Source organism: Streptomyces sp. WMMB303 (genome assembly GCF_029351045.1).
Lineage (GTDB): Bacteria > Actinomycetota > Actinomycetes > Streptomycetales > Streptomycetaceae > Streptomyces.
In genome coordinates this window covers 879,039-902,319 of record NZ_JARKIN010000001.1, presented here as the reverse complement: position 1 = coordinate 902,319, position 23,281 = coordinate 879,039, and the positions used below count along the sequence as shown (strand labels likewise).

Sequence of the window (23,281 nt, the reverse complement as noted above, 5' to 3'; positions counted from 1 at the left end):
CGGCCTCAGTTGGCACGCTGACTCCCCTCGATCTCGTTCTCGTAGTTGCGGCGCAGGCCGTGCAGTACGCGCTCCATCAGGGCGTGCGAGACGTTGTCGTTGCGTGACATGTCCAGCGGCTCCCGGGCTTCCACCAGCCCGTGGGCTTGCAGGTCGGCAATGAGCACGGTCGTGACACCGACGGGCAGTTCCATATGTCCGGCCAGTTCTGAGACGGCCCGGGGCGTGGGGCACAGGCGCAGGACCTGGTGGTGCTGCTCGCTCAGCGGCTCACGGCCCGCCTTGGCGCACACGGTGATCTGGGTGGCGATCCCAAGGGCGGCGTCGGGGGCGCGAGTCCGGCCGCCGGTCGCGGCGTAGGGCCGTGACCGGCGGCCGCCCGATGTCGCGGTCACCACGTGTTCCCCGGGGCGAAGACTGCGCGCCGCTCAACATCCAGCAGGGGGCCGAGCTGGTCAGCCAGCAGGGTCAGTTCGTACCCGAGCTGCCCCAGGGCGGCGTCCTTGCCCGCGTACAGGGCGATCACGCTGCATTTGCCGGAGCGGCTGGTCACACACCAGCCGCTCTTCATTTCCACGATGATGCGCTCAGCGTCGTCGTCCTCGGTCGCTGCGACGCGTTGTGCGAGGTTCTTTAGCCCGCTGGCCAAGGCGCCGCGACGTTCTCCGCGATCCCGGCGGGCCGTGGCGGGGTCCTTGTCGGGATCACCGGTGGGCTCGGGCCAGCCGCTCATGTACTGGAAGATCCCGTCGTCGGAGACGACGACCGCGCCTGTCACGTGGGCGATTTCCTGTACGCGCCGGTCGAGGATCGCCTGGATCTCGGGGTTCGTCACGGGGTGCCATCCTTCAGATCGGTCGACTGCTGAGTGAGGTACTGGGCGGCCTGATGCGTGGCGGCCTGGTAGCCGGACCACGCCTCCGCTACGTCACTCGCGTCCGCTGCGGACGGCGGCGGGGCGGCGGGAGCGGGAGCTGAATCGCGAAGGGCGGGGTGGACGTGCTCACCGGCCGCGCGGCGCGGTAGCGCAGGTGCGTCGGTGTCGGTATGCTCCGGCAGCCCGGCGGCGGGCTGCACCGGGGTCGGCCGTGGCGTCTCGGTGGACGCGCGGCGCGGCGAGACCCCTTGGCCGGCCGCGGCCGCCTGGGGGACGGACGCGGCGCGGCGAGGCAAGGGCACCTGTTGCCCCACGACCGGCCCGGGCAGGGAAGTCGGCGGAGCCTCGGCAGGGAGCGGCTGTGCGGCGGGGGCCGGAGCGGATGCCTTATTATCGATCATCACGGCCGCTGTGACCCCGCCGTAGGCGGAGCGCCGCAGCTCCACGCTCAGGTGGTGGCGCATCGCGAGCCGGGCGACGACGAAGTGGCCCAGACGCCCGCGGCCGGCGGCCATGGCCTCGAAGGTGGCGTGCTCGGGCTGGGAGAGGGCCTTGTTCGCGGCGTCCAAGTCCGGTTGGCTCATGCCGCCGCCCGCGTCCTCGATATCCAAGGCAGCGCCGTTGACGACCGTGCGGCTGCGCACGGTGACGTGGTCGTTGGAGAAGCGGAGACCGTTGTCGAGCAGAGCGGCCACGACCTGCAGGACGCCGCCCACATGCTGGGGCGCGACGTGGAAGTGGAGGTCCACTTCGTTGCGGACCCGCTTGGGCTCGCCGGTCTCCACCGCGGCATCGTTGACCAGATCCAGCAGAGCCTTGGGCTGGTTGTAGAGGAACTGCTGTGTGCTGCTGGTCAGAGCGCTGAGGTTCTCCTGGTGGCGGCGGCTGGCGGCGATGGCGCCGTCGGTGGTGATCAGGTCATCGAGCAGCGGATCGGCATCAGGCCGGTTCATGACCTTCTGCATCAGATCGAGGGACCGGCCGATCTGCCCGAGGGTGCGGTCGGTGGTGGCCGCGACGAACCCGTCCAGCCCCCGGCGGTCAGCGGCCTGCTCGGCGGCCAGGCCCACGGTTCGGCGCTGGGCGTCGACCAGGGCCTTCCGCACGTGCCCGAACTCGTCCGCTTCGTCGGGGGAGGGGAATTCTGCCTCGGGGTTCACCTTTTCGCCTCGGCGCAGGCGGGCGACGACCGTCGGCAGGCGCTGCGCCCCGTCTTCCGTCTGAGTGCGCAGCTGACGCAGCCGCGCGGAGATGGACCGGGTGAGCCAGATGATCAACCCGGCGATCGCGATGATCGCGGCGATGCTGGCGAAGACCTGGAGGAGGGCGCGGTTGCGGACCTCGTCGGCGCGCTGGAAACCGTGGGCGAGGAGCCCCTGGGTGCGTGCCAGGTTAAGCTTTGCGATCTGCCCGCTCACCTGTCCATGGGAGGAGTCCCAGCGGGCCAGAGCCGACCCGTCGCCGATTTGGGGGTTTCCGGCCTCATCAGTGGGCGGGGTGATCACCGAGCGCTGTGCGGCCTGCAGGGCCTTCCACTCGCGGCTGGTGGTGATCTGGTCGTAGAGCGCCCTCTCCTTGCGCGGTAGGTAAGGGGCGATCCACCGCTCGTACATGACCTTCCCGGTCCCGTACGCCTCGGCGAAGTCGGCGCGATGGGCGGGGGTCATGTGCCCGGCGGCGCGGGCCTGCGTGATCAGCATGTCCTGCTGGGACAAGGCGTCCGAGGCGTAGAAGAGCCCGACCAGCGGCCTGGTCTCCAAGGTGAGATCGGGATCGTCCATCGCGGAGAGGGCCTGGTAGAACCGGATCATCTTGATGATCAACTTCGTGTAGTAGTCCGTCGCCGCGTCCGCACTGCTGGTCCTCGCGTTCACCTTCTTGCGGACCGCCGGGAGCGTGTGGAGGTGGGAGTAGATCGCCTCGACGTACTCCCAGCGATGCCGCTGGTCGCTGTGCAGCTCGGTCCCCGACAGGCGACGGAACGACTTCAGCCCCGCGTCGGTCGCCACCCGCTGCTTCTCCAGTGCGGCCTTCGCCTTCGCTGTGGGACGGGCCAGATAGGCGGCGGTCAGCTTCCGCTCCTTCTGCGCTCCGGTGAACAGCGGCAGGCTTGCCTCGCCGCCCAAGCGGCCGGTCGCCGAGTCGTTACGCAGGTTGGTCTGCTGCTCCCAGTCCGGCACCGCGTTGACGATGACCAGCCCCAGCAGGGCGGCGATCGCCACAGCTGCGACTAGCGTGAGGCGCGAGCGCACCGTGAGCCGTCGTCGCCCGGTCCTCGGGGCGCGGTGGGAACGTCGGAATTTCGTCGTCATGGAGCCTCAGACAGTCGTCGGGTGGAGGTGGGCGAGCTGGAGGGCTGCCGAGGTGCGGCCTCCCGGCCGCAACATGCAGGGGGGAGCGGACCGGTGCTGCGCCTCAACGACTGGTCTAGAAGCGGATGTGGCCGAGACTGTCGAGGACAGCCGCCACCACGTGGCCGATCGTCGGCGCCAGCGAAGTGGAGGCCAGGTAGAAGCCCAGCAGTACGCACACCACGGCGTGTCCGGCATACAGTCCGGAAGTGCGACACAGCACTACCGGGATGACCAGCAGTGCGAATGCGAAGGGGGTGTGAACGATCACGATGGGCGGCCATGTCGGTCACGCAGCTGATTGACGCAGCTGGGAGCGGCACTCGCTCAGGAGATCGTGCAGACGCCGCGGCTCCGTCACCACAGTCCCGGGCCCAGGCGCACGCCATTGAAGAACACAGCGTGGTGCGTAGGGGGCGCCGCTGCACTGCCACATGCCGCGGCGGCACGTGGAGTGGGCTGCCGTCCACCACACGGCGGTGCCAGTCGGCACCGGGATGAGCACCCGCGTGTGCGCAAGGCACTCCAAGACAGGCCCCACTGGCGACGGCTCCTCCAACAGCCGCTCCAGAGCCGTCATGCCCAAAGCAGTACTGGTCTCTACACTGTCGCGCTCTGGCACGAGCAGCGACACGTCGCCAGCACGAGTGGCTCCCCTCTGGACGTGCCATGGGTAACGACTCCACTGCACCTGCATCACGAGAGACTCCGAGGCGATGAGACATAGGTAGGAAAAACCTGAGGTATCGGTTCGACACCAGCGCCCTTGTCACGCCGACTGAGGCAGGGCGTGGGCCGTGGGGGACTGGAAGAAGGCCCAGATCCCCTTCCCCTGAGCTCCGTCCGGGAACGGTCGGGGTACCGCAGCCCAACCGTCCGCGAGCGCACTGACGAGGAGCAGACCGCGCCCGTGAGTGGCCTCTGCCGAGTCCTTGGCACTGCACAACGGCGCTCTGGGGGAGTTGTCGGCCACCAAAACTCCGACGATGTGATCCGGCATGAGAACCGTCGCGATGTCGATTGACTCGTTCTCACCCGGCGGCCTGGTCCTGGCGTGCTGTACTGCATTGGTCACCAGTTCGCTCATGACGAGAACGACCCGCTCGCTGAGATCGCTGCACTTGAGGAAGCCCCATGTCGCAAGCTGCCCTCGAGCGAAGTCTCGCGCCTTGTGGACAGCCTCCGCTTCGCACTCGACCGCAAGCGTGGCGTGTTCGGCTCCGACACCGTCGGTGGCCATCGCTAGGAGCTGCCGGTCCATCATGCTCGTCATCACGCCTGCCTCTCAGGTCTGACGGGTGCCGCCGGGCCTGGCCTGTTGACCAAGAGGACGGCGCCTGCAAGCTCGACGGACGGGGCGTCAGTTCTCCTGGCCGGCGAGTGCTGTGGGCTTCCGAGGGAGCAAGATTCGTTCTCATGCCCCGGACGGGCAACAGCCGCTGATCACGAATTCGTGACTCGCCTACCGCTACATTCACGAATTCGTGATTACGCATTGAGGTCGCGACGGTTCTGACGCAGAGTAGGTGAGCTGTCACTGGACTGGCAGCGAGGTGAGCCTGGTGAGGGGAGGGAAGATGGAGCGCCGCTCGCATCGCCCGTCATGCGCGCACCGGTTGCGAAGGGAAGCCGCTGGCCGAGGTCAGTCCGTCAGCGAGATCGCATTGGCGATCCATGACCACTGCCTTGTGTCTCTACTGCGTGCTCATCGTCTGGCTCGAGGTCTCACCCTCAAGCAGGCGGTTGACGGCCTGAACGAGCTGACGGAGGGGCCTCCTCGAGGGCCTGGAGTGGACACGGCCGCACTGGGGCACTGGGAGACGGACCGTCGGCCACACTCCAACACGATCCGATTGCTCTGCACTTTCTACGAGTGCGAGTCTCAGGATCTTGGGTTCGACCTCGCGGTGAATACTGTTGTCCCGCTCCCGTCTCGTGATCCGGTGCCGGCTGAGCCTGCACTGTCTTCCTCGCGGACCCTCTCAGAGACCGGTGCGGGCGAGACGCTCGAGCAGCGTGTCGATGCTGCTCGACGGTCGATCGACCGGACCCTTGCTGCTGGAACTGTCAGCACGCCCCAGCTGGACCTTCTGGATGAACAGGTGCTTTGGGCGCGGAAGGAGTACGTTTCCATGCCACCCGCGCCGATGCTGAAGGTCCTTCTCGACCAGTTGGCAGAGGTGGGACGGCTGGCCGCGGAACGGCAGCCGGCCTCGATGCAGGCGCGGTTGTCCGAACTCACGGCCATGCTGGCGACGCTGATCGCCGACGCGCTGATGAAGCTCGGTGAGCTGACCAGGTCGCAGACCTGGTTCGCGACAGCTCGCAATGCCGCGGACGACAGTGGCAACGCGGAGCTCCGGGCGCGGGTGAGAGCACAGGCTGCGATGCTTCCCTTTTACTACGGTCCCGTGGAGTCGGCTGTCTCACTCGCCAGGGAGGCTCGGATTCTCAGCAGGAGCCGTCCCAGCGCGACCGCCGCTTTCGCGGCAGCGGCGGAGGCGCGAGCCCTCGCGCAACTGGGCGACTCAGAGAATGCGGAGTCGGCGCTCCGGCATGCACTACTCGTGTTCGAGAAGAGTTGCGCTGGCGTCGACACCGACAACGATGCCTTCGCGTTCCCGGAACGGCGACTTCTGCTCTACAAGAGTGGGACACTGACGGCTCTCGGCCGAACCAGCCAGACACGACGTGTGCAGGAAGAAGCCCTGCGTCTATATCCCAGGCGGACCGGCATCGATCCGACCCTCCTTCGCCTTGAGGCAGCTCTATGCCTTGCACTGGACCGCAGCCCGACAGAAGCCTGCCAACTGGCCGGAGCGACGTTCCTGGAGGTCGATCCGGCTCACCGTACGCCGATCGTGGAAGAGCGCGCCCGCAACGTCATTGATGCTATTCCGCCCGCTATACGGGGGCGTCGGGCAGCACGTGAGCTGCGGGAAATCCTTGCCCTGCCTCCAGGACAGATGTGACAGCAAGGTGGGTGGTCGGCGAGCCTGGAGCACATGACAGAACCTGCGCCGACCCCCGGCGGGTACGACGAGTCCGAGCTGTATCAGGTCCTGGAGCAAGGGTGCGCGGTTGCTGGGCTTGATAGCCGCGACGCACGCCTTTTGCGTGGACACACAAACGCGGTCGTCCTACTCGAGAAGGAGCAGGTTGTTGTCAAGATCGCTCGTCGGGGATCCTGCCTCGACGACGTCGCACGCACTGTATCCTTCGCCCGTTGGCTCATGGATGTCGGCTTCCCTGGCGTCCCTTTGCACCACGTGGCCCAGCCTGTTGTCGTCGATGGGCACGGCATCACCTTCTGGACGTATCTACCCCAGCCCGAGCAGCCTGTAGAAGCGCAACAGCTGGCCAGGCCCCTCCACACACTGCACTCCCTGCCCTCGCCCGAGCTCTCCCTCCCTCAGCACGACAACATCAGGGCGATCCGACGCTCACTGTCCGCCATCACGTGTCTGCCGCCCGACTCCGTCCAGTTCCTCTCGGAGGAGGCTGATCGCCTAGAGAAGGACCTCAGCCAGGTGGAATTCGCCATGATCAGGGGGCTGATCCAGGGCGACCCGCAGCACCGGAACGCGTTGCACACAGGCGATGGCGGCGCTGTCCTGTGCGACTGGGATACGGTTGCGTACGGTCAGCCCGAGTGGGATCTGGTGACAGTTGAAGTCCACTGCCGACGGTTCGGCTACGGCCCAGGCCACTACCAGGCTTTCGCCGACACCTACGGTTGGGACGTTACGCGCTGGCCGGGCTACCCGACCTTGGCCGCCATCCGTGAGCTACGCATGATCACGACAAATGCCCGCAAGGTACGCCACGCGCCTGCGAGCCTGGCAGAAGTACGGAGACGGGTGGAAGGACTTCGTCGCAGGGACAGCGGCATGCAGTGGAGCATCCTGTGACGTAGGCCCGATGCCTACTGGCGCCGCAGCGAGTCAGGCTGTGGCGCCAGATGGTCATCAACTGCTGATATTCGCAGCACAGCTGCTCATGCCCCGTTTCCGTAGGGGATCTGCCTCCTGACCAGGTCGTTCGGACTTCGACAAACCCGAGCTGGACAGGAGGCCCTGCCTTCATGCACGCAGAAGCCGAAGATCACGCGACCGAGTCACCGCACTCGAACTGGCACCCAGCAAGATCGGTACGACTACCGCTTCTCAGCCCCGGGGAAGCGCGAGCCCCACCGCTGATCGGCTAGCAGGCACCGAGAAGGTCGGCACAGACGCCTGCTGGGTCATACAGCACGCGGACACCGTCGGTGATGACGCGATGCGTCCCGGGGTCGACGGGATCCGTCTTTGCCCAGTTCGGAGAGCCAATGTTCATCTCGACTTTCAGTCCGGAGGCCGTGGAGTAACGTCGTTCGGTGATCGGCCCCCATGACCTGGTCCGGATCAGCTCGCCCCGCCCAAGCTCAGCAGGCCAGCCATCGTTCAGGAGGTATCGGGATTCGTCCGTGGTGAGCAGGACGAAGTCGATGTCGGAGTCGGGTTCCGCGGCACCGCGAGCGCATGATCCGACCAGCAACAACCCGACGACGTCTTCGCGTTCGCTCGCCCAACGTGTGGTCCGGTCGATGACCTCGCCGATCTCCGCGGCCCGCTCCGGCGGCAGCACGCCTGGAACGCTGACTGGCTGATCGCGCACCTCGACGTCCCCTGACGAATCGCCGACGCTGCCTTCAGGCAGCCTCTCAGGCCCTTTCCGTAATTGCTACCGACCATGCCGGGAGACGCGAAGGCTCACAGCCGTGGCATGCAGCGCTCCAGCCCATGCGCTCGTTCCATCACCTGGGGAATTACGTGAACTCACCCCCGGGTCTGCTGCATGGTCGGGTGACATCTGCTCTGGCTTGCCCGTAGGGCGGCCTGGAAGGATGTAGCCGTGCCAGTTCCCTATCCTCAAGAGTTCCGTGACGACGTGGTCCGCGTCGCGCTCAACCGCGAGAAGGGCGTCACCCTCGCGCAGATCGCGAAGGACTTCGGCGTCCATGAGATGACGCTGTCGAAGTGGATGCGCCAGGCCGCGGTCGAGGACGGCGAGAAGCCCGGTGTCACCAGGTCTGAGTCGGCGGAGAACACTGAGCTGAAGAAGCGGGTCCGGCTGCTGGAGCAGGAGAACGAGGTCCTGCGCCGAGCTGCCGCGTATCTGTCGCAGGCGAACTTGCCGGGAAAAGGCTCTACCCGCTCGTGAGAGAGCTCGCCGCCGACGGAGTCCCCGTCGCGGTCGCGTGCCGGATGCTCAAGCTCTCCCGCCAGCACTACTACCGCTGGCTGTCTCAGCCCGTGACCGATGCCGAGGTCACCGTGGCCTACCGCGCGAATGCGCTGTTCGACGCCCACCGCGACGACCCCGAGTTCGGCTACCGCTTTCTCGCCGGGGAGGCCGAGACGGCCGGGGAGCGCATGAGCGAGCGGACCGCGTGGCGGATCTGCCGGGACAACGCCTGGTGGTCGGCCTTCGGGAAGAAGCGATCGAAGAACGGCAAGAGACCGGGTCCGGCCGTGCACGATGATCTCGTCCAACGCGACTTCACCGCCGATGCCCCGAACCAGCTGTGGCTGACCGACATCACCGAACACCCCACGAGCCAGGGCAAGCTGTACCTGTGCGCGGTCAAGGACGCCTTCTGCGGCCGGATCGTCGGCTACTCCATCGACAACCGGATGAAGGCCCGCCTCGCGGTGAACGCCCTGGACAACGCGGCCGCCAGAAGAGGGGACGTGGCCGGCTGCACAGTCCATTCCGACCGCGGATCGCAATTCCGATCAAGAAAGTACGTCCACGCTCTGCACCGCCACGGCCTGGCCGGATCCATGGGAAGAGTCGGCTCGGCCGGCGACAACGCCGCCATGGAATCCTTCTTCGCTCTGCTGCAGAACAACGTCCTCGACCGCCGCACCTGGGCCACCCGGCAGGACCTCCGCACCGCGATCGTCACCTGGATCGAGCGGACCTACCACCGACGCCGCAGACAACTACGCCTGGGCCGTTTGACCCCCATCGAGTACGAGACCACCATGAAGCCCGCCGCCCTCGCCGCATGAAAACCGACTGTCACCTATACGTGCAGCAGTCCCGACCGTCTCCCTGACACGCTGCGTAAGCTGCACGCCGCCCAGCAGAAACAACAGGCATCTCCGGACCTTGCCGAGGCGCGTCAAAAGCTTGCCGACTGTGAGCGACGTCTCGCCGGGTACCGAGCCGCTCTCGACGCCGGGTCGGACCCAGCCCTGGTTGGTCAGTGGATCAACGAGACTCAGCAGGACAAGAGCGCTGTCGAGCAGCGGCTCCGCAGCGCTCAGCGGAGGCGCCCACAAGACATCGCTTCCGAAGCTGAGCTGGAAACCATGATCCGCACGCTCGGTGACATGAAAGACCGGCTCCTCGCAGCTGACCCCACACAGAAGCGGCCGATCTACGAAGCGTTCGGTCTGTTCCTCACATACGACGAACGGCGACTGACCGTGACTGTTGAGTCACGTCCAGCCGCCGCGTGTGCGTATGGTACGTGTCGGGAGGGGGACTTGAACCCCCACGCCCTGTAAAGGGCACTAGCACCTCAAGCTAGCGCGTCTGCCATTCCGCCACCCCGACCGGGTGTGTCGCCGGGCCGGTGAGCGGCCTTGCGACGGGTTAAACCTTAGCACCCGATGAGGACTGCGATCACCCGGCTCTTGGGACACCGCGGTGCGGGCGGGAGGATGGGGGTCTACCTGCGAGAAGAGGAGGCAGCGTGAGTGCCGACAGTGCCGCGACCGCGAGTGCCGCTAGTGCCGAGAGCGAGGTCGTCGACCTCTGCCGCGAGCTGATCCGGATCGACACCAGTAACTACGGCAACAACGAGGGTCCCGGGGAGCGGGCGGCGGCCGAGTACGTCGCCGAGAAGCTGGCCGAGGTCGGTCTGGAGCCGCAGATCATCGAGTCCAGCCCGGGCCGGGCCTCGACCGTGGCGCGGATCACGGGCGAGGATCCGTCCCGCCCGGCTCTGCTCATCCACGGGCACACCGACGTGGTGCCCGCCAACGCCGACGACTGGACGCGGCACCCCTTCTCGGGGGAGATCGCGGACGGCTGCGTGTGGGGGCGCGGCGCCGTCGACATGAAGGACATGGACGCGATGACGCTGGCGGTGGTCCGGGAGCGGATGCGGGCCGGGCGCAAGCCGCCCCGGGACGTCGTGCTGGCTTTCCTCGCGGACGAGGAGGCGGGCGGGGTCTACGGGGCGCGGCACCTGGTCGACAACCACGCCGACCTCTTCGAGGGGGTCACCGAGGCCATCGGGGAGGTCGGCGGGTTCTCCTTCACGGTCAACGAGGACCTGCGGCTGTATCTGGTCGAGACGGCGCAGAAGGGCATGCACTGGATGCGGCTCACCGTGGACGGCACGGCCGGCCACGGGTCCATGACCAACGACGACAACGCGATCACCGAGCTGTGCGAGGCCGTGGGACGGCTGGGCCGGCACAAGTTTCCGGTGCGGGTGACCAAGACGGTCCGTTCCTTCTTGGACGAGCTTTCCGACGCGCTCGGCGTCGAGCTGGACCCGGAGGACATGGAGGAGACGCTCGCCCGGCTCGGCGGCATCGCGAAGATCATCGGTGCGACGCTGCAGAACACCGCCGCGCCCACCCAGCTCGGGGCCGGCTACAAGGTCAACGTCATTCCCGGGCAGGCGACCGCACATGTGGACGGGCGGTTCCTGCCCGGGCACGAGGAGGAGTTCCTGGCCGATCTGGACCGGCTGCTGGGGCCGCGGGTGCGGCGCGAGGACGTGCACGCCGACCGGGCGCTGGAGACGACCTTCGACGGTGCGCTGGTGGACGCCATGCAGACGTCGTTGCGGGCGGAGGACCCGATCGCGCGCGCCGTGCCGTACATGCTGTCGGGCGGTACCGACGCCAAGTCCTTCGACGACCTGGGAATCCGCTGCTTCGGCTTCGCGCCGCTGAAGCTGCCGCCGGAGCTCGACTTCGCGGGCATGTTCCACGGAGTGGACGAGCGGGTCCCGGTCGACGGACTCCAGTTCGGTGTCCGTGTGCTGGATCGGTTCCTGGATCAGGCGTGATGTCCATCGGGGCCCTGGTGGGTGGCGTTGATCGGCTGCTGTGACCGGCGCTTTTCCGATCAGCGTCCGGATCCTCGCACCGTTCCCCGAGGTGTCTCCTTCGAAGGAGTGGTGCGGCGGGGCCTGGAATCGACAGCCTGTGCTGAAGTAACCGGGACGGGTGAATGATCTAGTCAGTTCGTAGCCTCATTCCTCCATCCTCGTTACAGGGAGTGCGACCCCCTGCTGGGGTCGTATTGCCAACTAGGAGGAATAATGATCAAGAAGGTCATCGCCGCCGCGGCTGTCACCAGCGGTCTTGTGCTGGCTGGTGCGGGTATGGCCGTTGCCGACTCCGGTGCGCAGGGCGCCGCCGTGAACTCCCCCGGCGTCGTTTCCGGCAACACCGTCCAGGTCCCGGTCCACGTGCCGGTGAACGCCTGCGGCAACACGATCTCCGTGATCGGGCTGCTGAACCCGGCCTTCGGCAACACCTGCGTCAACCAGTGACGTCCCGCCTCATCCGACGCGATCGGTGAGGCATGCGCATCTGAGCGGCCCCGGAGCACGCGCCACGCGCTCCGGGGCCCTCGGGTCTCGGGGGGTGGGAGGGTGCGCAGGTGCGCCTCCCCCTGGCCGGTTACCAACAGCCACCACTAGGCAGGGGATTCCAACATCATGCGTCAGGGCACCAGAAAGGGCCTGATCACCATGGCCGCCGCAGGCGGCCTCCTCGCGGTCTCCGGGGGGACCGCGTTCGCCGACGCGGGCGCCCAGGGCGCCGGCGCGAACTCGCCGGGAGTACTCTCCGGCAACACCGCCCAGGCGCCCGTGAACGTCACGGTGAACATCTGCGGCAACACCGTCAACGTCGTCGGGTTGCTCAACCCGGCGTCCGGCAACAGCTGCGGCGGCAACGGCACCGGAAACGGTGGCGGCAGCCAGCAGGGCGGAAGCGGGGCCCACGCGCAGGGCACCGCGCACGACTCGCCCGGCGTCGGTTCGGGCAACAACGTCCAGGCGCCGGTGGATGTGCCGGTGAACGTCTGCGGCAACACCGTGGACGTGGTCGGCGCGCTCAACCCGGCGCACGGCAACGGTTGCGCCAATCCGTCGCACCCGGGGCCCACCGACCCCGGCTACCCGGAGGAGCCCGGTAATCCGGAGGAGCCGGGGAACCCGGAGGAGCCCGGTAATCCGGAGGAGCCGGGGAACCCGGAGGAGCCCGGTAATCCGGAGGAGCCGGGGAACCCGGAGGAGCCCGGCAACCCCGACGAGCCGGGGAACCCGGACGAGCCCGAGCAGCCCACCACGCCCGACGAGCCAGGTGAGCCGTCCACTCCGCAGACGCCCACCCAGCCCGGAAGCTCGGGCGAGGTGCACGCTCCGTCCACGCCGGAAACTGTTGCCGCGGCCCAGGTCTCCGGCGCTCCGGAAGACGGCGGGGAGCTGGCGCACACCGGTGCCGGCTCGCAGCTCGGCATCGCCGCGCCGGTCAGCCTGGGCATGCTCGCCGGGGGATACGTGCTCTACCGGCGCTCCCGGCCCGCCGCCAAGCGCTGATGGCACGCAGCGCCGACTCCGGTGCTGTGATCGACCGGCATCCCGCGACCTGACGCGCGGGCCGGTGCTCCGGCGCCGCAGCCGCAGCTGCCGCGCCGGGCAAGCCGAGGGAGCGGGCTCCGCACCGCCGGGCCCGCTCCCTCTCGGCTTCCCACCGGCTTCCTCTCTCGGCGCTCCCGCTCCGCGGCGACGGCCACCCCGCATGGTGGGGTCACCCGCGACCGGCGGTCACCAGGTCGGGCGAAGCTGGCGGATGATGCGGCGGCGCAGCCGCACCCGGCGGCTGCCGTCGGGATACAGCCGGGTACGGGCCAGCTCCCAATGCCCGTACTCCGCCTGGTCGGTCAGCAGTTGGGTCGCGGCCTTACGGGAGACGTCCCGAGGGACGTACACATCGCGAAATTCGTATTCCGGCATCGTCTCTATTGTGCGTGCGGACCCCGTATGCCGATAGCGTCTGCACTATGTCTGATGCTGCGCAGCCCACCGCTGCCGACGTACGCGCCGCCGCCGAAGCGGTCAAAGCCGCGCTGGACCGGCACCTCGAAGCCGTCGAGCGCCGCGCGGGGGAATCCCGGGTGCCTGCCGGAGCGGGTGGTGCGGGTGAGCGGGACGCGTCGTCGGCTGAGCAGTACGCCGCCGAACTCGACTCCGCCGTCTATGCCGCCTTCGACGCGCTGGCCGCCGCCGGGGAGACCTACGACGAGCTGCTGTACGAGGTCTACGACGAGGTCACCCCGTTCGAGATCCCCAGCAGCGAGAGCCTCCCGGCCTACACGGGACCCGATGTGCCCACCGCGCTGAGTGTCCTGATCCGGCGGGACTATGTCATCTCCGAGCCGCACCGGCTGCAGGCTCAGGCCGAGCGCATCACCGAGCTGGACCCGGACTCCGCCGAGGACGAGCGCCTCGAGGGCGCGGCACCGGGCAACAGCGTGCACGCCGCGCTCGGGGTCCTCTTCGGCGAGTTCGAGCCGGACGAGATCGCCACTCGCCACAAGGAGTTCGGCTTGGAGGAGGGCGACTCCACCCTCTGGGTCACGGCGGTCGACGAGCCCGCCGAGCCCGGCGAGTGGCTGTCCGCCCCGTTCGACCAGGCGGACTCGCAGCGCGTGGTCTGCCGCTTCGACGTCTCCTCCGTCTTCGACGAGGACGAGGAGGACCTGGTCCTCGAGGCCCGCAGCGAAGGCGAGGAAGCGGACGACGACGAGGACGGCTACGAGGAGGAGGGCTACGACGAGGACGGTGATGGCGTCGGGGTGTCCGCCGCCCGCCGCAGGTAGCGCGGGCAGCACGGCGGATCGCCCCCGCGTCGCGGCCGCTCCGGCTCAGCCGTCGGCCGTCCCCGCCGCTGGGGTCGCCTCCGCCGTCTCCGCCGCCCGCGCCGCCTCGGCGGCGCGGGCCGACTCGGTCAGCAGGGTCCGCAGCCGGGTCGTCCGCTCCCGGGACGCGGCCGAGGCCACCGCGCGGGGAAGCGCGTCGCCCGCTCCGTGCACGACCGACAGATGGCGCTCGCCCCGGCCGAAGGCCGTGTAGACCCACTCCCGGGTCAATGCCTCCGTGGCGTCCCCGGGCAGCACCACGACGGCGGCGGGCCAGCGGATCCCGGCGGCCTGGTGGGCCGTCACGGCCCAGCCGTGCCGCACCGTTTCGGGCACCCGCTCCGGCGGGACCGTCACCTGGTGGTCCCCGCAGGCCAGCTGGAGGCCGTCCGTGTCGGCCGCGGCGACCGTGCCGATGCGGGTGCGGCCCGGCGCGGGGGAGTGGGCGACCCGGTCGCCGGGGTCGAAGCCGCCGAAGCGGCCCGGGCCCGGGTTGAGCTGTTCCTTGAGGGCGGCGTTGAGCGCGCGGGTGCCGGCGGAGCCGCCGTGCCCCGGGGTGATCACCTGGGTTCCGGCGGCCGGGACGCCGAGTGCCCGGGGCACCGAGTCCTTGACCAGCTGGACCGTGCGGTGGACGGCCTCGCCGGGGTCGGCGACAGGGACGATCACCACCTCCTTGCCGGGCGCCGCCACCTGGTTCAGCTCTCCGATGCCGATGCCCGAGACCAGCTCGCCGATCGGTCCGGGGTCCGGGGTGCGGGAGGCGACGTGCGGGCAGTACCGGGCCGCCATCAGGTCCCCGAACACCTGCCCGGGGCCCGCGGCGCCCAGCACGCCCGGGTCTCCGCTGAGCAGCAGACGTGCCCCGTCCGGGAGCGCCTCCAGCAGTGCCGCGGCCGTCTCCGCGTCCAACTGCGGCGCGTCGCAGACGGCCAGCAGGTCGACGCGGAGCCCTCCTTCCGCATCCCGCTCCGGCCCGTCCGTGCCCGCGAGAACCCCGGCGACGGTGGCGCAGCCCGGGGCCGGGGCCGGATCGCCGCCGTCCGGGTCACCGCTGTCCGGGGCGCGGTCCGGGTCGTTGTCCGGGCTGGGGGCCGGATACTCGGCGAGGAGGCGGGCCATGCGCTCCCGGCCCTCGTCCGTATGGGTGAGGACCGCGGTACGCAGCCCGAGCGCCCGCGCCGCGACCACCACGGCGGCGACCTCGGCACGGGACGCCTCACCACCCGTATGGGTGACCAGTCCGCTTCCGGCCACCGCACGGATCAGCTCGCGCGCCGAGGAGGTGGGGGCGCTCTCGGCGGCCGTCGCCCAGTCCTCGTCGGCCCCCGCGGCTCCGGCCGGAGCGCGGTCCGCCCGGTTCGCCGGTTCTGCGGGGTCCGCCGTGCTCCCCGGACCGTCCGCCGAGGCGCCGGCCGTCTCCGCGGACGCGAAGGTCCCCGCGATGCGGGCGAGCCCGTCGGCGAGGCTCTCCTCCGCGAGCGCGTACCGGTCCAGGCCCACCAGGAGGGTGACCGGGCGCTCCTCCTCCTCGACGTCGCTCTCGCTCATGGCCGAGGCGACCGGCCCCGCGTCCAGCGCGTCCTCGAAGACCAGGACGGCCCCCGCGTCCACGGCCTGCCGCACGGCCTCCTCCGGGTCCGGTACCGCGTGCCCGGCCAGGCCCCTGCCCAGGGCGTCCGGGGGCAGCACCGTGTCGCCCCGCAGCGCCGCGCGCTCCAGCAGCCGGACCACCAGCGCCACCGCCCGCCGCGGGTCGCCCGGCCCCGCCTCGTCCCCCAGCAGCGCCCGGGCGAAGCCGTCGGCCTGCTCGGGGAGCACCCCGGGAACCGCGAGGAGCTGCCAGGGGTCGGCGCGCAGCACGCTCTCCGCGCCTTCCCCGAGCGTCTCGGCGACCCGCCGGGCCAGCCCCTCCGGAGCCCCGCCCTCCGCCAGCAGGGCGCGCACCCCCTCCGGGACGGTGACCGGGCCGTCCTGCCGTCCCGGGCGCTCCGTACGCCCCGGCGGGGGCACCGCGGCGGGGCGGGCGCCGCCGGCGGGGCCGGTCTCCGGGCCACCCGGCTGCGCCCGGAGCACGCTGCGGGAGGGCGGCCCGGCGGCGGGTTCGTTGAAGAAGGAGGTGGCGGAGCGTTCGCCGCTCTCCACCGCGCGGACGGCCGCGAGGAGTTCGGCTGCCTTCTCGTTGCTCACAGCTCGCTCCAGTCATGGTCGGGGTAGCGGTGCACGGGGGCCGAGACGTCGTCCAGGGCCGCGCGGATCTCGTCTGGAAGACTAAGGCCCTCCACCGACAGCGCTTGCGCCAACTGCTCCGCTGTCCGTGCGCCGACGATCGGTGCGGCCACCCCGGGCCGATCGCGTACCCAGGCCAGGGCCACCTGGAGCGGCGGCAGCGCGAGCCCGTCGGCCGCGGTGGCCACCGCGTCGGTGATCCGGGCCGCGGTCCCGTCCAGATACGGCTCGACGAACGCGGCCAGCCGCTCACAGGCGCCGCGCGATCCGGCCGGCGGCGGGCCGGGGGCCCGGTATTTGCCGGTCAGTACGCCGCGTCCCAGGGGCGAGGAGGGCAGCAGCCCGATGCCGAGGTCCTGCGCGGCGGGCAGCACCTCCCGCTCGACGCCGCGCTGCAGCAGCGAGTACTCCATCTGGGTGGCGGCCAGCGGGTGCCGCACTCCGGGCGCGGCCCGTTGCCAGGTGCCCGCCTTGGCGAGCTGCCAGCCGGAGACGTCGCACACCCCGGCGTAGCGGGCGCGCCCGCTGCCGACGGCGGTGTCGAGTGCGTGGAGTGTCTCCTCCAGCGGCGTGTACGGGTCCCAGGCGTGCACCTGCCACAGGTCCACGTGGTCGGTGCCCAGCCGCTCGAGGGAGGCGTCGAGGGCGCTCAGGAGGTGGCCGCGCGAGCAGTCGAAGGGACGGTCGGGGTCGGGTACGCCCCCCGCTTTGGTGGCGATCACCAGGTCGCGGCGCGGCACCAGGTCCTGCATCAGCCGCCCCAGGAGATACTCGGCCTCGCCGTCGCCGTACACGTCCGCGGTGTCCACGAGCGTGCCGCCCGCTTCCCAGAACGTCTTGAGCTGGTCGGCGGCGTTGCGTACGTGCTGGTCGTGCGGCGGGTGCGCCTCGTGCCCCGCGCCGGGATCCGCGCGGTCGCTCCCGCCGCCGCGCGCCCAGCCCAGAGTGCCCAGTCCGATCCGGGATACGCGCAGGCCAGTGCGGCCGAGGTGCCTTCGCTCCATGGGCGTTGAGCGTAGTTGTGGCAGGCGTTAGAGTCCGGGGGTCAGGGACATTACTGGTCAGTAAGGGAAGTGGGTGCGGGATGGGGATGCGACTGGGCATCAACCTCGGCTACTGGGGTGCCGGGATGGATGCGGACAACCTCGCCGTCGCACAGGAGGCCGACCGGCTCGGCTACGACGTGTGCTGGGCGGCCGAGGCGTACGGTTCGGACGCCGCCACGGTGCTCACCTGGGTGGCGGCCCACACCGAACAGATCGACGTGGCCTCCGGGATCTTCCAGATCCCGGCGCGGGCACCCGCCATGACGGCCATGACGGCCGCCACGCTCGACTCGCTCTCCGGCGGCCGCTTCCGGCTCGGCCTGGGCGTCTCGGGCCCGCAGGTGTCCGAGGGGTGGTACGGGGTGAAGTTCGACAAGCCGCTGGCCCGCACCCGCGAGTACGTCGAGATCATCCGGCGAGCGATGTCCCGGGAGCGGCTGTCCTACGAGGGGCAGCACTGGACGCTCCCGCTGCCCGGCGGACCCGGCAAGCCGATCAAGCTGACAGTCCACCCGGAGCGTGCGGAGATCCCGCTCTACATCGCGGCGATCGGTCCCAAGAACCTGGAGCAGACCGGCGAGATCGCCAACGGGGTGCTGCTGGTCTTCTTCTCCCCGGAGCACGCCGAGGAGACCACGCTCCAGCACCTGCGGGCGGGCCGGGAGGCCGCGGGCCGGACCATGGAGGGCTTCGACGTGTGCCCGACCGTCCCGATGGCCGTCGGCGACGACATCGACGCGCTCGCCGACCTCTTCCGCCCCTACACCGCGCTCTACGTGGGCGGCATGGGCAGCCGCAAGCAGAACTTCTACAACAAGCTCGCCCAGCGCATGGGCTACGAGAAGGAGGCCGCGGAGGTCCAGGAGAAGTATCTGGCCGGAGACAAGGAGGGGGCCGCGGCGGCGATCCCGCGCGAGCTGATCGACTCCACCACGCTGATCGGCCCCGTGGAGCGGATCGCCGAGCGGATGCGGGCCTACGCGGACGCCGGGGTGACGACGCTCTCGCTGGCCCCGGCCGGGTTCTCGCTCGAGGAGCGGCTGGCCGGGCTGCGCGCCGGGGTCGACGCGTTGGAGCAGGCCGGGGTCGCCGACTAGGAGCGGTGGGCCGGAATCCCGCACGGGCCGCGCCGCCGGATCCCGTCGGCACCCGACCGCGCGGCCGGGTGCAGGGGTGCGGTACAGCCCGAAGGCGTAACGCGCCCGAAGTATTCTGCGGCCGTGGTGGGGGCTCGGGGGGCGGCCCCGCCACGGCCGTCATGGAGCACAACGCGGCCCGGCCGGTGCGGTTACGCGGGCGGGCCGCGGGGCTCCTGCGTTCGGCGCAGCCGGACCGCTCACATGTTGCCTGTTCGCGTACGCGGCATTTGACTCGTTCTTCGCGGATGTCGTGCTGTATGGGAACTCGTGCACGGAGGTGGCGGCGATGCTCTCGGCCAGGAGTCTGTTCCAGGAAATCCTCGACAACGACGAGTCCTTCCGGCTCTTCTGCTCGATCGCGGCCAGCGGCGAGGCACAGGGCGGCTGGGAGAACGCCCGCATCGCCGCGCTCGTCCCCGACGGCGCCCGCCACCTCGCGCCCAAGATCGTCCGGCACGGGGCCGACGAGGACAAGCACGGTCGTATCTTCCTCGCGCTGCTGAACAAGCGCGGCCTGGAGGCGGCCGAGATCCCCGACGACACCGACTACACGATGATCCTGGAGGGTCTCGGGATCGGCCTGGCGCACGAGAAGCTGCGTCGGGAGGAGCCGCTGACCGAGCACGACGTGCTCGCCTACCTGGCCCACAGCCGGGTCACCGAGCAGCGGGCCTCCGAGGAGATGGCCCTGCTCACCAAGGCGGTCGGCGACCACCCGGAGCTCGGCCGGGCGGTACGGATGATCTCCCGCGACGAGGACAATCACCTCGCCTACTGCCATGAGGAACTGCTGCGGCTGGCTCGCGCCGGGCATGCCCGCACCATCCGGGCCCTGCTGCGGGAGAGCGCGCTCGCCGAGATCAAGGTCTACCGGGACGTCAGCCTGGCCGTCATGAGCCGGATGGCGCGCATCCTGGGCTGGTCCGGGGTCCGGTACGGGCTCGTCGCGCTGGGCATCCACGGCCGGTACGTGTGGGAGCGGCTGGGCGGCTGGCGCCGGCTGGTCGCCCTCCGGATGCCCGAGCGGCGCGACGCGCTGGGCACCGGTCAGGCGGACGCGGCGGCCGAGTACGCCTGAGCCCCGCACCGGCCGCAGCCCGCGCACGCCGCCCAGGGGAGCGGCCGCCCGGGGCCGGAGGTCGGGGCCGCGGGAAGCAGGAACGGTGTCCCGCACGCCCGCACGCCCGCACGCCCGCACGCCCGCTGCCCCCGGCCCGCTGACCCTAGAACCAGTCGCGGCGTTTGAAGATCCAGAAGAGCACCACGCAGATGGTCACCATCAGCAGCAGGGTCACCGGGTAGCCCCATACCTGGTGCAGTTCCGGCATGTGCGTGAAGTTCATCCCGTACACCCCCGCGAGGGCCGTGGGCACCGCGAACATCGCGGCCCAGGCGGAGATCTTGCGCATGTCGTCGTTCTGCCGCACCCCCATCTGTGCCAGGTACGCCGACAGGATGTCCGTCAGCAGCCGGTCGATGGACTCCACCTGCTCGTTCACCCGTGAGAGGTGGTCGGCCACATCCCGGAAGAACACCCGCGCGTCCTTGTGCACGAAGGGGACCCGGGCGCCCGTCAGCCGGGTGATGGGGTCGGTCAGCGGCGTCGTCGCCCGGCGGAACTCCAGCGCCCGCCGCTTGAACTCGTAGATCCGGCTCGCCGTGTCCCGGCTGCCCGCCCGGGCGTTCCTGGCGAAGACCGCGGCCTCCAGTTCCTCCAGATCGGTGTGCAGCGCTGCCGCGACCTCGAGATAGTGGTCGACCACGGTGTCGCTGACCGCGTACATCACAGCCGTCGGACCGTGCCGCAACACCTCCGGATCGCTCTCCAGCCGGGCGCGCACCGATCCGAGCGGGTTGGTCCGGCCGTGCCGGACGGTCAGCACGAACGAGTCGCCCACGAACACCATCAGCTCACCGCTGCTGAGCGTGCTGTCCCTCTCGTCGTAGTCCACGGGCTTGAGCACCAGGAAGAGCGAGTCCGCGTAGATCTCCAGCTTCGGCCGCTGATGCGCGTGCAGCGAGTCCTCGACGGCCAGCGGATGCAGCCCGAAATCCCGGGTCACGCGGTCGAACTCGGCTTCCGTCGGCTCGTGCAGGCCGATCCACAGGAACGTCTCGGCCGCGGACCGGGCCTCCCGCAGCGCCGCCGAGAAGTCCTCCGGGCGCTCGGCTCGGCGCCCCTGCCGGTAGAGCGCGCAGTCGACGATCACTTCTCGCATTCTGCCGTGCCCGGACCGTCGCACAACCGGAGGCCGCCAGGTGAGCCAAGAAGCCGCCGCGCGAACCACACAGCGCCTTCGACGGCGCCTCGCTTAGGGTTGCGGCATGCCGACGCTGATCCTCGTACGCCACGGCAGGTCCACAGCGAACACCGACGGACTGCTGGCCGGCCGCACTCCCGGAGTCGCCCTGGACGGACACGGCCAGCGGCAGGCCGCCGGTCTGCCCGACCGGCTCCGCGACATCCCGCTGGCCGCCGCAGTCAGCAGCCCGCTGCGCCGCTGCCAGGAGACCCTCGCGCCGCTGGCCGCGGCCCGCCCCGGTCTGCCCGTGCACACCGAGGACCGCATCACCGAGTGCGACTACGGCGACTGGTCGGGCCGCAAGCTCGCCGAACTGGCCGACGAACCCCTCATGGCCACCGTCCAGGGCCACCCGTCAGCCGCCGCCTTCCCCGGCGGCGAGTCGCTGCGCGCGATGCAGGCACGGGCCGTGGACGCGGTCCGCGCCTGGAATGCCCGCATCGAGGCCGAGCACGGCGCGGACGCCGTCTATCTGATGTGCTCGCACGGCGACATCATCAAGTCGGTCGTCGCGGACGCGCTGGGCATGCACCTCGACCTCTTCCAGCGGATATCCGTCTCCCCCTGCTCGGCCACGGTCCTCACCTACACCCCGCTGCGCCCCTTCGTGCTGCGGCTCGGCGACACCGGGGAACTGGCCTCGCTCGCGCCAGCGGAGAAGACGGGCGAGCAGGGCGGCGCAACGAGCGCGGGGGAGGGCGACGCGACGGTTGGCGGAAGCGCATGAGCACGATGATCGGAACGCACAGTAGGGTGCGGATGTCCGAAGCCACTCAAGCTGTCGAACCCAACGGAGCAGAACGTGTCCCGTCAGGTATTTCTGTACGATCCGCCGGACCGGTTCGTCGCCGGTACCGTCGGTCTGCCTGGCCGCCGCACCTTCTTCCTCCAAGCCAGTGCGGGGGGCCGCACCACCAGCGTGGCCCTGGAGAAGGCGCAGGTCGAAGCGCTCGCCGAACGGATCGACGAGCTGCTGGACGAGGTGGTGCGCCGCTCCGGCGGCAGCGCGCCCGTGCCCGCCGTCGCCCCCTCCGAGGTCGATGACACCGGCCCTCTGGAGAGCCCGGTCGAGGAGGAGTTCCGGGTCGGCACCATGGCCCTGGCCTGGGACGGCGACGGCGAGCGGATGGTCGTCGAGGCGCAGGCCATCGTGGAGCTGGAGCCCGGCGAGGACGAGGACCTGGCCGACGCGGAGGAGCGGCTGCTCCAGGACGACGAGAACGGGCCCCCGATGCTCCGGGTGCGGATCAGCGGGAACATGGCCCGCGCCTTCGCCAAGCGGGCGATGGAGGTCGTCAACGCGGGCCGGCCGCCGTGTCCGCTGTGCAGCCTGCCGCTCGATCCGGAGGGACACGTATGCCCGCGCCAGAACGGGTACCGCCGGGGCGAATGAGCGGTACGGCACCGGCCGCCGAGGCCACCCGCGAGCTGCTCCGGCAGGGCACGCTCACCGTCCGGGGACAGATCACCGCCGCGTCCAACACCGTGCTGTTCGGCACGGTCGAGCACGCCGGCAGCAGCCTGCCCTGCGTCTACAAACCCGTCGCCGGTGAGCGGCCGCTGTGGGACTTCCCCGACGGCAACCTCGCCCAGCGCGAGGTCGCGGCCTACGAGGTCTCCCGCGCCACCGGCTGGGATCTGATACCCGCCACCGTGCTGCGCGACGGCCCCTACGGCGTGGGTATGTGCCAGGCGTGGGTGGGCGAGCCCCCGGACGCCGCCGATGACGACGAGGACGCGCCGCCCGGGGAGACGGCCGAGGCCGCGTCGGACGACGAGCCGGAGAGCGGACCGGAGGAGGAGCCGGCACCGCTGCTCGCGCTGGTCGACGCCGAGGAGCCGGGCGAGGGCTGGAAGGCGGTCGGCTTCGCGGACGTCGGCGGCGGGCGGACAGCGCTGCTCGTGCACGCCGACGACCCCCGGCTGCGCCGGCTGGCGGTGCTCGACGCCGTGCTGAACAACGGCGACCGCAAGGGCGGCCATCTGCTGCCCCGGCCCGACGGCGCGCTGTACGCCATCGACCACGGCGTCACCTTCCATGTGGACGACAAGCTGCGCACCCTGCTGTGGGGCTGGGCGGGCGAGGAGCTGACCGGCGAGGCCGTCGAGGCGCTGCGCAGGCTCTCCACCGCGCTCTGCGCCGACCCGGGCGGCCCCGCGGACGGCGCGGAGGCTCCGCTGGCGGCGCGGCTGGCCGAGCTGCTCACCGAGGCCGAGGTGCAGGCCATGGGCAAGCGGGTGGAGGCCCTGCTGAGCTCCGGGCGGCATCCGTTGCCGAGTGGCGAGTGGCCCGCCATCCCCTGGCCGCCGGTCTGACCCCCTGCCACCCGTCCGAGCCCCGCCGACCGGCCCCGGCCGGTCGGGCGAGTCCCGAACGGACCGTGGACCTCGAACG

At 70.3% G+C, this 23,281-nt stretch carries 22 protein-coding genes and 1 tRNA gene; 12 read left to right on the top strand and 11 right to left on the bottom strand.

Annotated features, from left to right (window positions below; genetic code table 11):
• Positions 1-5: 5 nt before the first annotated feature.
• From P2424_RS04175 to P2424_RS04155, 5 genes are all read right to left on the bottom strand, one after another.
• Positions 6-395: a DUF742 domain-containing protein gene (locus P2424_RS04175; protein ID WP_276474437.1), complete on the bottom strand. Its 390-nt coding sequence runs from the start codon at positions 393-395 to the stop codon at positions 6-8.
• The gene (locus P2424_RS04170; protein WP_019356468.1) at positions 392-835 is read right to left on the bottom strand and encodes a roadblock/LC7 domain-containing protein; all 444 of its coding nucleotides are present in this window, start codon (positions 833-835) and stop codon (positions 392-394) included. The genes P2424_RS04175 and P2424_RS04170 overlap by 4 nt, the downstream gene beginning before the upstream one ends.
• Entirely contained in the window at positions 832-3,099 is a 2,268-nt protein-coding gene (locus P2424_RS04165) for a nitrate- and nitrite sensing domain-containing protein (protein ID WP_276474436.1), read from the bottom strand. Before P2424_RS04165 ends, P2424_RS04170 begins: the two co-directional genes overlap by 4 nt.
• A gap of 205 nt (positions 3,100-3,304) precedes the next feature.
• On the bottom strand, positions 3,305-3,499 hold the full coding sequence (locus tag P2424_RS04160) for a hypothetical protein (RefSeq protein WP_276474435.1): 195 nt from the start codon (positions 3,497-3,499) through the stop codon (positions 3,305-3,307).
• 498 nt (positions 3,500-3,997) lie between these two features.
• Entirely contained in the window at positions 3,998-4,501 is a 504-nt protein-coding gene (locus tag P2424_RS04155) for an ATP-binding protein (protein ID WP_276474434.1), read from the bottom strand.
• A 670-nt stretch (positions 4,502-5,171) separates the two neighbouring features.
• Here P2424_RS04155 and P2424_RS04150 point away from each other — a divergent pair.
• On the top strand, positions 5,172-6,200 hold the full coding sequence (locus P2424_RS04150) for an XRE family transcriptional regulator (RefSeq protein ID WP_276474433.1): 1,029 nt from the start codon (positions 5,172-5,174) through the stop codon (positions 6,198-6,200).
• Between the two features lie 33 nt (positions 6,201-6,233).
• The gene (locus P2424_RS04145; RefSeq protein ID WP_276474432.1) at positions 6,234-7,139 is read left to right on the top strand and encodes a phosphotransferase; all 906 of its coding nucleotides are present in this window, start codon (positions 6,234-6,236) and stop codon (positions 7,137-7,139) included.
• Positions 7,140-7,431: 292 nt separating this feature from the next.
• On the opposite strand, the gene P2424_RS04140 is transcribed toward P2424_RS04145, so the two are convergent.
• On the bottom strand, positions 7,432-7,884 hold the full coding sequence (locus P2424_RS04140; RefSeq protein ID WP_237735816.1) for a nucleotidyltransferase domain-containing protein: 453 nt from the start codon (positions 7,882-7,884) through the stop codon (positions 7,432-7,434).
• 237 nt (positions 7,885-8,121) lie between these two features.
• On the opposite strand from P2424_RS04140, the gene P2424_RS04135 reads away from it, so the two are divergent.
• A protein-coding gene (locus P2424_RS04135) for an IS3 family transposase (protein WP_276474431.1) occupies positions 8,122-9,284 on the top strand; the annotation gives its coding sequence in 2 pieces (ribosomal slippage) (positions 8,122-8,406 and positions 8,409-9,284; 1,161 coding nt in all).
• Between the two features lie 465 nt (positions 9,285-9,749).
• Here P2424_RS04135 and P2424_RS04130 read toward each other — a convergent pair.
• A tRNA-Leu gene (locus P2424_RS04130) sits at positions 9,750-9,834 on the bottom strand.
• Between the two features lie 139 nt (positions 9,835-9,973).
• On the opposite strand from P2424_RS04130, the gene P2424_RS04125 reads away from it, so the two are divergent.
• The 3 genes from P2424_RS04125 (at position 9,974) to P2424_RS04115 (ending at position 12,847) form a co-directional block, all read left to right on the top strand.
• Positions 9,974-11,305 (top strand): M20/M25/M40 family metallo-hydrolase, encoded by a 1,332-nt coding sequence (locus P2424_RS04125; RefSeq protein ID WP_276474430.1) that lies wholly within the window; start codon positions 9,974-9,976, stop codon positions 11,303-11,305.
• A 255-nt stretch (positions 11,306-11,560) separates the two neighbouring features.
• Complete coding sequence (chpH, locus tag P2424_RS04120) at positions 11,561-11,794, top strand: chaplin ChpH (RefSeq protein ID WP_019356427.1); 234 nt, start codon at positions 11,561-11,563, stop codon at positions 11,792-11,794.
• A gap of 168 nt (positions 11,795-11,962) precedes the next feature.
• Complete coding sequence (locus P2424_RS04115) at positions 11,963-12,847, top strand: chaplin family protein (protein ID WP_276474429.1); 885 nt, start codon at positions 11,963-11,965, stop codon at positions 12,845-12,847.
• 228 nt (positions 12,848-13,075) lie between these two features.
• Here the strand turns inward: P2424_RS04115 and P2424_RS04110 are convergent, their stop codons facing one another.
• Positions 13,076-13,264 carry a DUF5703 family protein gene (locus P2424_RS04110; RefSeq protein WP_276474428.1) on the bottom strand — a complete coding sequence of 63 codons (189 nt, stop codon included), beginning with the start codon at positions 13,262-13,264 and terminating at the stop codon, positions 13,076-13,078.
• 47 nt (positions 13,265-13,311) lie between these two features.
• Here P2424_RS04110 and P2424_RS04105 point away from each other — a divergent pair, with 47 nt between their 5' ends.
• A complete protein-coding gene (locus tag P2424_RS04105; RefSeq protein WP_276474427.1) occupies positions 13,312-14,130 on the top strand; it encodes a hypothetical protein in 819 nt (272 codons plus the stop codon).
• Positions 14,131-14,175: 45 nt separating this feature from the next.
• On the opposite strand, the gene P2424_RS04100 is transcribed toward P2424_RS04105, so the two are convergent.
• Both P2424_RS04100 and P2424_RS04095 read right to left on the bottom strand, forming a co-directional pair.
• A complete protein-coding gene (locus P2424_RS04100) occupies positions 14,176-16,359 on the bottom strand; it encodes a helix-hairpin-helix domain-containing protein (RefSeq protein ID WP_276474426.1) in 2,184 nt (727 codons plus the stop codon).
• Positions 16,356-17,402, bottom strand: a complete 1,047-nt coding sequence (locus tag P2424_RS04095; protein WP_276474425.1) for an aldo/keto reductase — start codon at positions 17,400-17,402, stop codon at positions 16,356-16,358. Before P2424_RS04095 ends, P2424_RS04100 begins: the two co-directional genes overlap by 4 nt.
• An 86-nt stretch (positions 17,403-17,488) precedes the next feature.
• On the opposite strand from P2424_RS04095, the gene P2424_RS04090 reads away from it, so the two are divergent.
• A complete protein-coding gene (locus P2424_RS04090; protein WP_276478814.1) occupies positions 17,489-18,541 on the top strand; it encodes an LLM class F420-dependent oxidoreductase in 1,053 nt (350 codons plus the stop codon).
• A gap of 328 nt (positions 18,542-18,869) precedes the next feature.
• Positions 18,870-19,661: a ferritin-like domain-containing protein gene (locus P2424_RS04085; RefSeq protein ID WP_276474424.1), complete on the top strand. Its 792-nt coding sequence runs from the start codon at positions 18,870-18,872 to the stop codon at positions 19,659-19,661.
• 145 nt (positions 19,662-19,806) lie between these two features.
• Here P2424_RS04085 and corA read toward each other — a convergent pair whose 3' ends face one another.
• Positions 19,807-20,802, bottom strand: a complete 996-nt coding sequence (gene corA, locus P2424_RS04080; protein WP_276474423.1) for a magnesium/cobalt transporter CorA — start codon at positions 20,800-20,802, stop codon at positions 19,807-19,809.
• Positions 20,803-20,908: 106 nt separating this feature from the next.
• On the opposite strand from corA, the gene P2424_RS04075 reads away from it, so the two are divergent.
• The 3 genes from P2424_RS04075 to P2424_RS04065 all read left to right on the top strand — a co-directional run bounded on the left by P2424_RS04075 (position 20,909) and on the right by P2424_RS04065 (position 23,202).
• Complete coding sequence (locus tag P2424_RS04075; protein ID WP_276474422.1) at positions 20,909-21,613, top strand: histidine phosphatase family protein; 705 nt, start codon at positions 20,909-20,911, stop codon at positions 21,611-21,613.
• Positions 21,614-21,688: 75 nt separating this feature from the next.
• Complete coding sequence (locus P2424_RS04070) at positions 21,689-22,279, top strand: DUF3090 domain-containing protein (RefSeq protein WP_019356417.1); 591 nt, start codon at positions 21,689-21,691, stop codon at positions 22,277-22,279.
• A complete protein-coding gene (locus tag P2424_RS04065; RefSeq protein WP_276474421.1) occupies positions 22,243-23,202 on the top strand; it encodes an SCO1664 family protein in 960 nt (319 codons plus the stop codon). The genes P2424_RS04070 and P2424_RS04065 overlap by 37 nt, the downstream gene beginning before the upstream one ends.
• Positions 23,203-23,281 lie beyond the last annotated feature (79 nt).

Coding starts and splice junctions, on each gene's coding strand:
- P2424_RS04155 (WP_276474434.1), bottom strand. CDS start 4,501: ATGACGAGCATGATGGACCGGCAGCTCCTAGCGATGGCCACCGACGGT.
- P2424_RS04145 (WP_276474432.1), top strand. CDS start 6,234: ATGACAGAACCTGCGCCGACCCCCGGCGGGTACGACGAGTCCGAGCTG.
- chpH (WP_019356427.1), top strand. CDS start 11,561: ATGATCAAGAAGGTCATCGCCGCCGCGGCTGTCACCAGCGGTCTTGTG.
- P2424_RS04115 (WP_276474429.1), top strand. CDS start 11,963: ATGCGTCAGGGCACCAGAAAGGGCCTGATCACCATGGCCGCCGCAGGC.
- P2424_RS04110 (WP_276474428.1), bottom strand. CDS start 13,264: ATGCCGGAATACGAATTTCGCGATGTGTACGTCCCTCGGGACGTCTCC.
- P2424_RS04105 (WP_276474427.1), top strand. CDS start 13,312: ATGTCTGATGCTGCGCAGCCCACCGCTGCCGACGTACGCGCCGCCGCC.
- P2424_RS04095 (WP_276474425.1), bottom strand. CDS start 17,402: ATGGAGCGAAGGCACCTCGGCCGCACTGGCCTGCGCGTATCCCGGATC.
- P2424_RS04090 (WP_276478814.1), top strand. CDS start 17,489: ATGCGACTGGGCATCAACCTCGGCTACTGGGGTGCCGGGATGGATGCG.
- P2424_RS04085 (WP_276474424.1), top strand. CDS start 18,870: ATGCTCTCGGCCAGGAGTCTGTTCCAGGAAATCCTCGACAACGACGAG.
- corA (WP_276474423.1), bottom strand. CDS start 20,802: ATGCGAGAAGTGATCGTCGACTGCGCGCTCTACCGGCAGGGGCGCCGA.
- P2424_RS04075 (WP_276474422.1), top strand. CDS start 20,909: ATGCCGACGCTGATCCTCGTACGCCACGGCAGGTCCACAGCGAACACC.
- P2424_RS04065 (WP_276474421.1), top strand. CDS start 22,243: ATGCCCGCGCCAGAACGGGTACCGCCGGGGCGAATGAGCGGTACGGCA.